This window comes from Candidatus Syntrophosphaera thermopropionivorans, from assembly GCF_004353895.1.
GTDB classification, from domain to species: Bacteria; Cloacimonadota; Cloacimonadia; order Cloacimonadales; family Cloacimonadaceae; genus Syntrophosphaera; species Syntrophosphaera thermopropionivorans.
Genome location: NZ_SMOG01000011.1, coordinates 1 through 13,863, shown reverse-complemented (window position 1 = coordinate 13,863; position 13,863 = coordinate 1). Strand labels below are relative to the sequence as shown.

The window sequence follows — 13,863 nt, the reverse complement described above, 5'->3', positions numbered from 1 at the left end:
AGTGGTGTAAAGAGCAAAGGGCGCAAGGTGGATGCCTAAGCACCAAATGGCGATGAAGGACGTGGCGAACTGCGAAAAGCCTCGGGGAGCTGTAAGCGAGCTTTGATCCGGGGATATCCGAATGGGGAAACCTGTCAGGAGTGAAATCTTGACATCTCCGTAAGGGGAGGCGAACCTGGTGAACTGAAACATCTTAGTAGCCAGAGGAAGAGGAAGTAACAACGATTCTCTGAGTAGTGGCGAGCGAAAGGGGATTAGCCTAAACCGGCGCAGAGTCGGGGTAGAGGGACGGCGAGGTCTGGTAATTACTTATAGGCGAACCGATCTGGAAAGGTCGACCGTAGAGGGTGATAGTCCTGTAGTTGAAATAGGTAATTATTGGTAGTCGGATCCCGAGTAGCCTGGGGCACGAGGAATCCTGGGTGAATCAGCGAGGACCATCTCGTAAGGCTAAATACATTTGGTGACTGATAGCGTAGCAGTACCGTGAGGGAAAGGTGAAAAGGACCCCGGGAGGGGAGTGAAATAGAACCTGAAACCTTGTGCCTACAAGCGGTCAGAGCTGGTAGCGTAAGTTACTGGTGATGGCGTGCCTTTTGCATAATGAGCCGACGAGTTAATGTTTTAAGCGAGGTTAAGTGTTACAGGCACGTAGCCGTAGCGAAAGCGAGTCGTAAATAGGCGTGATAGTTTAAGGCATTAGACCCGAAACCGGGTGATCTACTCCTGGTCAGGCTGAAGGTTGGGTAAAACCAGCTGGAGGGCCGCACCAACCGTCGTTGAAAAGGCGGTGGATGAACTGGGGGTAGGGGTGAAAGGCCAATCAAACCCGGAGATAGCTGGTTCTCTTCGAAACATATTTAGGTATGGCCTCAGGAGAGATTAATAGAGGTAGAGCACTGAATGGGCTAGGGGGCTTATAGGCTTACTGAACCCAATCAAACTCCGAATGCTATTAATTGATTTCTGGGAGACAGGGCGTGGGGGATAAGCTTCACGTGCGAGAGGGGAAGAACCCAGACTGTCAGCTAAGGTCCTTAAATAGGTGTTAAGTGCTAAAGGATGTGCAATTGCAGAGACAGCCAGGATCTTGGCTTAGAAGCAGCCATGATTTAAAGAGTGCGTAACAGCTCACTGGTCGAGTGGTAGTGCACCGAAGATAATCGGGACTTAAGCATCTTACCGAAGCTGCGGAGTAGCCATAGATTTAATTTTTGGATAAAACTGAGGATTAGATAGGTTACTGGTAGGAGAGCATTGTGTATACGGAGAAGGTATACTGGGAGGTATGCTGGAGTGTACACAAGAGACCATGTCGGCATGAGTAACGATAATGCGGGTGAGAAACCCGCACACCACAAGCCCGAGGATTCCTGAGTAAAGATAATCTTCTCAGGGTTAGTCGGTCCCTAAGGTATAGCGGCAAGGCGAAGCTGAAGGGAATCAGGTTAATATTCCTGAACCTTTGCATAATGCGATGGAGTGACGCGATGGTGCGGCAGGGACGGCTGTTGGAATAGCCGTTGAATGCGTGTAGGAGGTGATGCAGGCAAATCCACATCACAGGGACTCCGAGGCGTAGGACGAGGCGTAAGCCATAAAGTCTGCTTAGATACATTGCCGAGAAATAGCTTCTAAGCGTCAGTTATGCAGAGACCGTACCGCAAACCGACACAGGTGGGCGAGGAGAATATCCTAAGGTGTTCGAGCGAACTCTGGTTAAGGAACTAGGCAAAATGGCCCCGTAACTTCGGGAGAAGGGGTACCCCGTTATGGTGAAGGAGCACATCTGGAGCCAGAGGGGGTCGCAGTGAAGAGGCCCAAGCGACTGTTTACCAAAAACACAGGTCTATGCGAAGGCGAAAGCCACGGTATATAGACTGACACCTGCCCGGTGCCGGAAGGTTAAGTGGAGAGGTTATCCTAACTGGGAACAGTTAGGAGAAGCTTCGAAACGAAGCCCCGGTAAACGGCGGCCGTAACTATAACGGTCCTAAGGTAGCGAAATTCCTTGTCGGGTAAGTTCCGACCTGCACGAATGGTGTAACGATTTGGGCGCTGTCTCAACCAGGGGCTCGGTGAAATTGAAGTAGCGGTGAAGATGCCGCTTACCCGCGAACGGACGGTAAGACCCCGTGAACCTTTACTGTAGCTTGGCATTGTAAACTGGTGCAGTATGTGTAGGATAGGTGGGAGGCTGGGAAGCGTGCACGCCAGTGTGCGTGGAGCCGACCTTGAAATACCACCCTTACTGTATTGGTTTACTAACGATGCTGAGGGCATTGGACATTGCCAGGTGGGCAGTTTGACTGGGGCGGTCGCCTCCTAAAGAGTAACGGAGGCTTACCAAGGTTCCCTCTGGCTGGTTGGTAATCAGCCTAAGAGTATAAAGGCATAAGGGAGCTTGACTGCGAGACTGACGGGTCGAGCAGGTGGGAAACCAGGTCTTAGTGATCCGGCGGTCCTGAATGGAAGGGCCGTTGCTCAAAGGATAAAAGGTACTCCGGGGATAACAGGCTGATACCGCCCAAGAGTTCATATCGACGGCGGTGTTTGGCACCTCGATGTCGGCTCAACTCATCCTGGGGCTGAAGAAGGTCCCAAGGGTTCGGCTGTTCGCCGATTAAAGAGTTACGCGAGCTGGGTTCAGAACGTCGTGAGACAGTTCGGTCCCTATCCTTCGTGGGCGTAGGAAATTTGAGGAGATCCGCATCTAGTACGAGAGGACCGGTGTGGACGGACCTCTGGTGTACCGGTTGTGATGCCCATTGCATTGCCGGGTAGCCATGTTCGGACGGGATAACCGCTGAAAGCATCTAAGCGGGAAGCCTACTCCAAGATGAGATTTCCCATGAGACCGGTGGTAGACTACCACCTTGATAGGTCACAGGTGTAAGGTGGGTAACCACTTCAGCCGAGTGATACTAATCGGTCAATTGACTTTCACTACTATCTTTCTGTGTGAACTCCTTACACCGCTAAACTATCCTGATGCCAAAAATAATAGATATCAGAACTAAGATACAAGTTTGACGAGAGGCGTCAGTGATGGTGGCTATAGCAGCGGGGAAACACCTGTTCCCATCCCGAACACAGAAGTTAAGACCGCTTACGCCGATGGTACTGCATGGGTAACTGTGTGGAAGAGTAGGGCACCACCATCACTGACGCCTCTTAGGTTTATAAAAAGAAAATGTAGTGAAATTGGCGCTCTAAGTAAGATAAAAACTATTGAAGTGAAAATTGATATTTATCGATTCCCCAATTTAAATACCATTCATATCTTACAGCGTTTATGTAGCTTAGGATAGTACAAGAAATTACTATATATCAAATATATTGTAAATATTTTGATTATTACTCTAACTTAACCCTAACTTATCTCCATACTGACGATTACTTAGCTGAAGTAATAGGAAAGAGCCAAGAGAGAGCTAAGATATTTATAAATGAATTTGTTTGATAAAATACGTGATTAAAAGGGAGTATTATAAATGATTTTATGAAAATAGGGAAAACACCTGTTCATATTCTAACACAGAAATTAAGACCGCTTATGCTATTGATATTAAACGGGTAACCTTGTGAAAAAGTAGGTCACTACCATCACTGACACCTCTTAGGTTTATAAAAAGTATGCTTATCCCAGCGTTATGATTTGGTTTTACAATGTATCCAGTTATATTGTTATAATAGATGAATAATACAGTAATGCATTAAGGCAGGGATAATAAAATGGATGATAAATTATATAAGATATTTGAAGAAGTAAAGCGAAAATCGGAATGCACACTTGGTCCGAGAGCCTATCGGGATGCTGATGCTAAAAGAATGAGACCAGAAGAACCAGATGATATGCGCACTCAATTTGCCGTAGATAGAGATAGGATATTGTATAGTGGTGCATATCGCAGGTATCATGGTAAAACTCAGGTTTTTTCCTTTACTAATTTGATTGATGAAGAGATGACCAATCGGAATTTGCACATAGCTTATGTTTCTCAGATTTCTCGCACTATTGGCAAGTATTTAGGATTGAACACAGAATTAATAGAAGCTATTGCGTTGGGTCACGATTTAGGACATCCCCCTTTTGGTCATGATGGAGAGATAGCTTTATCTGATGCTTGTGTTAGACATGGTATAGGGCATTTTCATCATAATATTGAATCTTTGCACATTGTAGACCATATTTCTCGTAAAGGAAGAGGATTGAATTTAACCTTTCCCGTAAGAGATGGAATTATTTCTCATGATGGAGAAGTGCATAATACGATTTTATATCCTGAAAAGGACAAAAATGAAGCTCGGATTCAGGAATATATAAGATTAAAGAAGGAAGGAATGGAACTTGATTGGATGCCGGCAACTCTGGAAGGATGTGTAGTTAGAATTACAGATACGATTGCTTACATTGGTCAGGATATTGAAGATGCCATTCGTTTTAATCTTTTGAAAAGGGAAGATTTGCCCCAAAAGGTTACTGATAAATTGGGTAATACCAACAGTCAGATTATAGACACTTTGATTAGAAGCGTTATTATTAATAGTTATGGACAGGATTGGATAGCTTTTGATGAAGAAACTTCTTATTATCTTCTGGAACTGAAGAAATTCAATTATGAAAATATTTACACCAATGAAAAAGTGAAAAAATCCAATAAAATCATCTATCGCACTATGGGAATAATGTTTGATAAGTATTTGGAAGACATTGAGAAAAATAACCGGGAGTCCAAGATTTTTAAACATTTTTTAGACCATAAATCCCCAGAATACCGAGAAGGTTTTTCTCCTGCTGAGCAAGTGCGTGATTTTATTGCTACTATGACTGACCGCTATTATAATGAAGAGATTAAGGACTATTTATTACCTTGGAAATGGTAAAGTTATTCTTTAGCTAATTAATTAAAGGAGGATATATCTTCATATTCCTCTATTTTCTTATATTGCCAGGAGAGTAGGATTCTATCTATTAATGCCACTATTCCAAACATAGCTAAACTCAGTAGGATAATGACTATTATAGCAGCAAAGACACTGGCAGTACGGAAGGACTTGGTAGAGCGAGTAAGATAAATTCCGAGACCAGCATTTCCACCTAACCATTCACCAATTACAGCAGCCATAACACTATAAGTGGCAGCAAGTTTTAGTCCAGTAAAGAATGCAGGTAAGGAAGCGGGTATTTTCAAATAGCGATAAATCTTCCAATCGCTTGCCCCCATTGATTTTAAAAGTCTGATTTGTTCTTGCGAGACCTGTTTTAAACCATCATACAGACCCAAAGCTATAGGGAAAAAGCACATCAATACTACAACAAAGATTTTAGCTGGAATGCCATAACCAAACCAGAGAACTATTAGAGGTGCCACAGCAATGATGGGAATGGTCTGTGAAACAACCAGATAGGGATAGAAAATCTGTTTAATAATTTTTGAACTATGCATAGCTAAAGCGGTTAACACACCCAAGATAGTTGCCAGAAGTAGTCCAGAAACGCTTTCAATGATAGTTGGTTTCATATGAGACCAGATTAATTCAGGAAATTCTTTAAAGACCTGAATAATCTCTTTAGGTGAAGGCAGAATCCAGAAGGCAACAACAGTTCTGGAGCTTAAATATTGCCAGATTAGGATGATTACTATGAAAAACAGGATAGGGAGATAATATTGAGAAGCGTTCTTTTTCATTCTTTACCCAAAAATCGTATTTCAGTTTCCAGCTTAACTCCAAATCTATTATAGACAGTTTCTTGCACATATTTAATTAAAGCTAAAACATCAGCTGCAGTAGCTCCACCCAGATTTACGATAAAACCACAGTGTTTTTCCGAGATTGCCGCTTTACCTATTTGATAACCACGTAAGCCGCATTGTTCTATCAATTTACCAGTATAAAATCCTTCTGGTCTTTTAAATACAGAACCGGCACTGGGAAGGTCTAATGGCTGTTTTTCCGTTCTCTTTTCTTCAAAGGAGCGCATTTTTTCGGTTATGATGTTTGGGTCTTCTGGTTGAAGTTGAAAGACACTTTTAATATGAATAAGGTTTTTTTCTTGAAAGATACTTTTGCGGTAGGCAAAATTATGTTCGTTAGCATTGAGATGCTTGATGGGATTTAAAGAATTTAAGCTATCCAGATTGGGCTCCAGATAGTCACTACTAAGAAGGACATCTTTTATTTCCGAGCCATAAGCACCAGCATTCATAAAAACTGCGCCACCGACTGTTCCTGGGATTCCAGAGGCGAATTCCAATCCGGAAAGTCCTTCTTCCTTAGCAAAATAGCATAAGTCTTTTAAAGTAGCGCCACAGTATGCTTCTATTAAATTTCCTTCGTGTTTTAGTTGATTCAGTGCAGAAGTCTGAATTACGATGCCATCTACACCTTTATCGCTTATCAATAAATTAGAACCATTACCGAGGATGAAGTAAGGTATATTAAAACTGAGGGCAACTTTCAATATATCAATCAGTTCCTCTATATTTTGCGGTTGGCAGAATACTTCCGCTGGACCTCCAATCTTAAAACTGGTATAGGGAGCTAAAGGTACATCAAAACGGATATTTCCTTTCTCAATTAGGGCGGGTAATTGTTCTTTTATCAGTTGAGCTAACATCATTACTTACTCACATTGAAAAAACGGATAACTTCATTTAGCAATTCCAATTCGCTTTTAATTTCCATGCATTTTGCTGGAAGCACTTCTTTAAAATATTTTCCATAGTATTTATTTGAGACGCGTGAATCCATTATCAGAACGATACCGCGGTCTTCTTTACTACGAATAAGTCTTCCAAAACCCTGTCTTAATTTAAGCAGAGCATTTGGGAGCATATAGTGCATAAAAGAATCTTTATTCTCGGTATTAAGTTTGTCAATCAGAGCTTCCACAATAGGTTCAGAAGGCACTTGAAAAGGCAATTTAAAAAGGATAAGCATAGAAAGTGAATCACCTTGAATATCAACACCTTCCCAGAAAGAATTGGTTCCCAATAGGACGGCATTTTTATAACTTTTAAATTCTTCCAGCATAGAGGAGCGGCTATAAGTTTTTCCCTGAGCAAAAAGCGGTCTTTTACGATGATACAGAGGCTCACTTAGATAATCATATACACTGTTTAAGTCCTTGTAATTCGTAAAGAGAATCATTGTGCCAACATCAACGGAAAGAACCAGTTGTTCAACACATCCTAAGGCTTGATTGATAAAGAAACGGTCCTTGGGCTCAGGTAGAAAGCTACTTATCATCAGGAGTGACTGTTTATCGTAATCAAAGGGAGAATCTACAATATATTCGTCCAATTGTTCAGGTGGAATCAGGCTTAATCCACTTTGAGTAAAAAAGTATTTAAAAGATTGGCGTAAAGCAAGAGTAGCAGAAGTAAAAATAATACTCGGAATATTCTTATAAAGCATTTCGTTTAACTGGAGAGACACATCAACGGGTGCATAGCAAAAAGTAGAGACAGGAGTTTTTGGGTCGGGACGCAAGTCATTTTCTATCCAGAGTGCATTATTCATCAAATCTGGATTTTCCAGAATATCCAGACCAACCTGGATATCTACACTTCTTTTTACTAAACCGTTTATGGATTCATTTAGGGTGTCGTAATTGGGAACTTGTTTGCTGTTTAGCATAGAAAAGGTATCAGCTAAATTGGATAGTTGTTTCAGGAAAGAGTGCCACTGTTTATTCAGCTTATCCAGTGATTCATATAAATGGGGGAAATCTTCGGGATTTTTAATTCTCAGTTTTGAATAGGAATCTGCCTGTTGACAAAGGTCTTGTGCTTCAGTGAAAAGTTCCAGCGAAATCTTACGCATAGTGCTGATTTGTTCACTCAGACTTTTTGTAATCATCTGGATTTGTTCATTGCTGGTTTCAGGGATAACACTTCTTTTAAGCATAAAATCAAGCTGATTAAGAAGACCCACATTTTTCCTTTTTGTAGCTGGAGCGAACTGATTAAACAGATTTACTAAATCTTGATATCCAACCTCAAATCCAAGATTTTTTGACGCAGAGTCCATTAAATTATGAGCTTCATCTACCACCAGATAATCATACTTCCCCAGGGTGGTATTTTCCATTCTTAAATCAGTTAGCAGTAGGGAATGATTAGTAACTACGATAGTTGAATTTTCTATATGTTTTCTAAGATTGAGCACATAGCATTTACCAGAGTGGGGACATTTTCTTCCCATACATTGATAACGGTCGGAACAGATTCTTTTCCAGATGATATTAAAACGTTTTCGGTCAAAGGATGAATTTTCCGAGATATCTCCAGATTTTGTGAGCTGTTTCCAAATATAAAGATAGAGCAATGCCTGAGCTTCATAAGGAATTAAAGCAGTAGATTGTTCCATCAACATATCATTCCATCTTCTTTCACAGACATAATTTTCTCTACCTTTAACCAGTGAGGCTTTAAAGGGCAGAGGCAGCATCTTTTTCAATTGAGGTAGGTCTTTATAAAAAAGCTGGTCTTGCAGATTTTTGGTATTAGTAGAGACCACTACCCGAGTTTTATTCTTATGGGCAAAAATCATAGCCGGAACGAGGTAGGCAAAAGATTTTCCTACTCCAGTTCCAGCTTCAATTGCCAGATGTTTAGTATTTTGAAAAGCTTCTTTCACTTTATTTGCCATTTCCAATTGACCAGAACGGAATTCAAAATGAGGAAACTTCTGAGAAAGCAGACCTTCGGAATTGAAAACCTCATCCAGCGAAATATTATGGAAGGGAATATCATTTTCTATCACATTTGGTTTCGCATAGTCAAGAGGAGTAGTGTGTTCTCCTTTCAGCACATAGCTTCTTTGATATTCCACCAGTAAATGGAGATAATCATACAAGGAATTATTCAGTTGAGCCTGTTTACTGAGGTCCAGCAAGCGAGCATTAGTCATCATTGAATGGTGCTTGATAATGTGTTCGGTCATAGCTATCAAAAGTAGACCACTTGCTTCAGCATCGGCAGTAGCTCTATGAGCAGCTTCCGGGGTAATATGGAAAAACTTTAGCATAGTGCTTAGTTTATGGTCACTGACGAAGGGGAAATAGACTCTTGATATTTCTTGTGTATCCCAGAATTTACTAGTTAGAACAGCACCTTTATTTAAAGCGGAATGATGGTTTATGAATCCGATATCAAAAGGTACATTATGTCCCACCAGAACGGAATCTCCGACAAAAGAGAATAAATCCTTCAGGGCAATTTTTGCTTCAGGAGCGGTGGATAAATCATCAGGATTAATATGAGTGAGAAATTCTATATATTTTGGCATTCCCCGATGTGGTTTAACCAGCGTGGAGAATTGGTCTTCAATTTTCCCTGATTTGAAACGGGTGGCAGCTAATTCTATAATTTCATCACGGGAAGGGTCCAGGCCTGTGGTTTCTGTATCAATAGCTACAAAATCCAGATTATTCTTTAAACCAGCCAGCTCTTCTTTTTCCATTAGTGAGGGATTTCCTATTCGCCCTCTTTATAGAGATTATAGCGTTTTAGTTTCTGAATCAAGCCTTGACGTGAGATTCCCAGTTCTTTTGCTGCTTGAGTTTGATTCCAATCAAAAGCTTCCATTGCATCTTGAATCATTTTACGTTCCAGTTCTTCCATTGCATCTTTTAATGTTTTCCGTCCAGAAAGGATACTGATGGTTTTCTGATTTTCAATATAGCGGCGCACTTCATCAGAAAAATCGGTACCTCTAATAAAAGAAGCATCTTCAGCCAAAGTAACAGCTCGTTCTATTTCATTTTCCAGCTGTCTAACATTTCCGGGCCAATCATATTGTTCCAGCATTTTCATTGCTTCATCAGTGAATCCTTGAACATTCTTTCCCATTCTGGTGTTATATTTATCCAGAAAATGGATTGCCAGCAGCGGAATATCACCAGTCCGATTTTTTAAGGGTGGAACTTCTATGCGGATTACATTCAATCTATAATACAGGTCCAGACGGAAAGCTCCTGATTTAACCCTTTCTTCTAAAGGAACATTAGTGGCACAAACAACGCGGACATCAACTTTTTCTGTCTTTGTGGAACCAACTCTTTTGATTTCACCTTCCTGCAGAAAACGAAGCAGCTTAGCCTGAGTGCTGGGAGTTATATCCGCTATTTCATCCAAAAAGAAAGTGCCCCCATCTGCTATTTCAAAAAGGCCTTTCTTGTCATATGCAGCTCCAGTGAACGAACCTTTAACATGACCAAAAAGTTCGCTTTCCAAAAGAGTTTCAGGCAAAGCACCACAATATTGAGCTACGAACGCTTTATTCCTACGATTGCTTCTATAGTGCAAAGCACGAGCTAAAAGTTCTTTACCAGTTCCACTTGGTCCTTCCAGAAGGACAGTTGTAGGTGTGTCTTTTACCTTTTCTATTATATCAAAAATCTTGAGCATCTCTGGACTTTGTCCAATAATATCAGAGTATACATTTCCCATATTAAGTTGTTCTCTGATGCTATTATGCGTTTTTTCCAGACCAGCAGAACGAATATTTTCTATGGTGACAATTGCTTGATTGGTGAGTGCACTGAGCAGATTTATGATACGTTCAGAGAAATAGTGTGAACCGCTTTGAGCAAAAAGTAACACCGTTCCCAGAACATTCTTTCTTATGAAAAGCGGAAGCACTATGATATGATTGTAGGAAGGAGCAAAATGCGGTTGCTTGAAGTCTTTTATGCTGTTTGTATTATATGCCATATTACAGAGATTCATAAAGATATCATAATACTTATTCTCTGAAGAAAAATTCTGGAATATCTTATATTCCCAGGAATCTGGAACGGTCTCACTTCTATGCAGACAGAGTATTCCTCCATCTGCTTCTGATATGTCAATTAGTCCAGAAAGTGTTTGTTCTATAAGCACATCCAGATCCGAGATAGTATTTAGCCTTTGAGTTATTTCATAGAATTGGTTAAGCAGATTTTCTTCAAACTTAACATCTCTTAATTGTGAAGAATATTCCCGGGAAATCTTCTGCATTAAAATATCATTCTTCTCCAGAAGCTTGATAGAACCATATTTCTGTAATATTTTCTTATTAGTCTTTAATATTTCCAGAGCAGCTTCCCATTCTTTTAAGTCAAAAAGAACCTCTGCCAGCTCATAATTTGCCAAAGAAAGTTCATAATTATTGGAGGTCTCCACAAAAAGTTCTATAGCCTGGTGCAGATGTTCTTTAGCGGATTCCAGATTTTTCCGCTCCAGTAATGCTCTGAGATAATGAATTTTCCCTAATTCAAACAAGCGATTTCCTTCACTTGCCATATTCATCGCTTCGGTTAAATAATATTCTGCACTGTCATAATTTCTGGTTAAAATGAAGTAGTAAGCTTGTTTTTGATATCCCTCTATGATTTTATCTCTCGCATTGATAGATTTGAAGAAATCCAGACTTTCCACCAGATAGGTATATGCTTCTTTAAATTTATGCAGTTTAGTGAGCACACTTCCCAGATTACCATACAAATCAGCCTTAATGAAATCGTCATTAACAGAGGGAAGTAATTCTAAACCTTTAAAATATAAATCATAAGCCAGAGTCAGTTCATCCTGTTTCTCATAAACTTCACCTAAGTTATTGAAAGAGCGAAGTAATCCCTCAGTAAAATTGTTCTCCTCACTTTTTTTGATTGCCTGTTCATAAAGTGCTATGGATTGTGCCCAGTCACCTTTTTTGAAGTAAAGAGCGCCCAGATTGTTTAATGATGCTATAATATTGCGATAAAATCCAAAGTCTACTGCCGTCTGTAGTGAATTTTTTAAGGCTTCTTCTGCTTTATCATATTCATTATGGTCCATCCAGGTGATGCCAATATTATTATATATATTTGTGATATTATAAGGTTCATTAAGCATTTTTTGTAGTTTAAGTGCTTCTTCCAGATACATCAATGATTTTTGACCGTCACCTTTATCATCCATCAGACCACCGAGGTTATTATAGCAGATAGAGATTCCGTTTAGATTGAAATGTTCCTTTTCCAAAGCCAGACTTTTCAGAAAATATTGTTCACTTCTATCCCAATCTCCTTGAAACATATAAAGTACTGCCAGATTATTATATACAGCAGCCAATCCACTATGGTCATTGGCAAGACTAAAGAATTTTTCCGCCTCTTTAAAATTCTCCTCAGATTGTTCCCATTCATTAATATAGTAAAGGATTTTACCTTTAATTTTTCTGGTTTCACCTTGCAGCAAAAGGCGTTTATCTTTATCGTTGATAGAGGTACTTTGATGGCTGATTTTTTCCAGTTCTTCCAGTGCGGAATCATAGTCTTCTGTTTCACCCAGGATATCAGCTTTAAGAAGAGATATCTTCAATTTCCAGTAAGGGTCTATGGTCTCGGGGGAATATTTATTGATTATTTCCAAAGCAAAGGCAGTAGAATTTACCGCAAAAAGATTACTGGCGAGCAAATAGACAATTTCTTCTGCCGGTAATAAGTTTTCCGTGCAGATGTGCAAGCTCTGACGAAGATATTCTATGGCTTCATCTTTCTTGTTGGAATTGGCATAAGCTAAGCCAATATTTTTATGGATGAGCATTTGTCTGTCAGGCTTCTTAATATGCTGAAGTTGATATTGATAAAGCTGCAGCAAGCTATCATTATCAGATAGATTTTCCAGTTCTTTTATGACCGCTTCAAAAGCTGAAGCTTCATATTTATTCATCTGCATCAAAATTTTTACCTTGATTTGTTCTTCACTTTTATCTTCTGCTAAGTTATCCAGAAGTTTTTGAATCAAGGGAGAAGACAGAGCTTCCGGATGCTGTTCCAGCCAAACCATCATAGAAACTTTTTTCTGGACTACCCAATCCAAATCAGGATGTTCTATTAATCCAGCGTTGTACAATTTTTCCAGGTCTTTTTTAATGTTTTTTTTGCCACTTATATTTTTGATATTATCTTCGTTGAATTTCTGGTCTAAAATAAACATACTGAGTAGCAATTCTTTCTGGTTTTCAGGAAGATTTTCCAAAGTTTCAAAATATATCTGTAAGGGGTCATAATTTTTATCCAGAAATGGAGTTAAATCAAATTCAGTTCCGTTTTTCCCCAATTGCATATCATTGAAAATCTTTTCCAGGATAAGCATATTACCTTCAACTATCTTCTGCAAAATCTCACTTTCTTTACTGATATTTTCTACTGCTTCAGGAAAGGCAAGTTGTATTATATTTTGAACATCTTCCACGGTTAAAGGCGGAACTATCTCCCAATGGGCAAAAGGGAAAAGACGCTGCTGAGAAAGAAAAACTATTTGAATACCACTGTCTTCAGCATATTGTACCAGATACTGTAAATAATCCCGGCTATATTTATCTAAAATATCACCGTCATCTATGATTATTGCACGAGGAGTCAGTAAGTTATGTCTATTCAACTGCTCTGTGAGATAGTAGAAAAAATCATATTTTCTGCCCGTGCGATATTGTTGATTGTATTTCTGATAAAATTCTTCCAAGGCGTCAGGTTCAACATCACTTATTATGGGTAGTAGCAGAGAAAATTGATTGAGATAAAGGGGGTGAGGCGAGTAGAAATATACTTTTTCGTAAGTATTTTGAAGAGTTTCCATCAGAGGTTTTATCAGGTATGACTTTCCTGAGCCAGCTTTTCCTGTAATCTCTATCAAATGGCTATGTGATTTGTCCAGTAAAAGGTTCAAGACCTTTGACAGCGAAAAGCGCTGACTTATATAATTATGTAACTGTTGTGTTAAACCTTCCGTCATATTTTTTACCTCTGTTTTAAAACGAAGCATTTACATTAGAGTTGTAAATTATATTTACACTATACTGTCAAGAAAAATAATCAGCTATTTTCAA

Annotated in this window: 5 protein-coding genes and 2 rRNA genes; 3 read left to right on the top strand and 4 right to left on the bottom strand. The window is 39.6% G+C overall.

The features are described from left to right. Positions 1 to 4 precede the first annotated feature (4 nt). The 3 genes from E0946_RS04375 to E0946_RS04365 all read left to right on the top strand — a co-directional run bounded on the left by E0946_RS04375 (position 5) and on the right by E0946_RS04365 (position 4,887). Positions 5 to 2,949 (top strand): 23S ribosomal RNA (locus E0946_RS04375). Positions 2,950 to 3,047: 98 nt separating this feature from the next. Next, a 5S ribosomal RNA gene (gene rrf / locus E0946_RS04370) occupies positions 3,048 to 3,164 on the top strand. A gap of 571 nt (positions 3,165 to 3,735) precedes the next feature. Next, complete coding sequence (locus tag E0946_RS04365; protein ID WP_133201258.1) at positions 3,736 to 4,887, top strand: deoxyguanosinetriphosphate triphosphohydrolase family protein; 1,152 nt, start codon at positions 3,736 to 3,738, stop codon at positions 4,885 to 4,887. Positions 4,888 to 4,904: 17 nt separating this feature from the next. Here E0946_RS04365 and E0946_RS04360 read toward each other — a convergent pair whose 3' ends face one another. Genes E0946_RS04360 through E0946_RS04345 form a run of 4 tightly spaced genes read right to left on the bottom strand, consistent with a single transcriptional unit; the run spans position 4,905 to position 13,769 of the window. Further along, the gene (locus E0946_RS04360) at positions 4,905 to 5,693 is read right to left on the bottom strand and encodes an ABC transporter permease (protein WP_133201257.1); all 789 of its coding nucleotides are present in this window, start codon (positions 5,691 to 5,693) and stop codon (positions 4,905 to 4,907) included. Continuing rightward, complete coding sequence (murB, locus tag E0946_RS04355) at positions 5,690 to 6,625, bottom strand: UDP-N-acetylmuramate dehydrogenase (RefSeq protein WP_243713748.1); 936 nt, start codon at positions 6,623 to 6,625, stop codon at positions 5,690 to 5,692. Before murB ends, E0946_RS04360 begins: the two co-directional genes overlap by 4 nt. Further along, a complete protein-coding gene (locus E0946_RS04350; RefSeq protein ID WP_133201256.1) occupies positions 6,625 to 9,471 on the bottom strand; it encodes a helicase C-terminal domain-containing protein in 2,847 nt (948 codons plus the stop codon). The genes murB and E0946_RS04350 overlap by 1 nt, the downstream gene beginning before the upstream one ends. A gap of 14 nt (positions 9,472 to 9,485) precedes the next feature. After that, on the bottom strand, positions 9,486 to 13,769 hold the full coding sequence (locus E0946_RS04345) for a sigma 54-interacting transcriptional regulator (RefSeq protein ID WP_133201255.1): 4,284 nt from the start codon (positions 13,767 to 13,769) through the stop codon (positions 9,486 to 9,488). Positions 13,770 to 13,863: the final 94 nt, after the last annotated feature.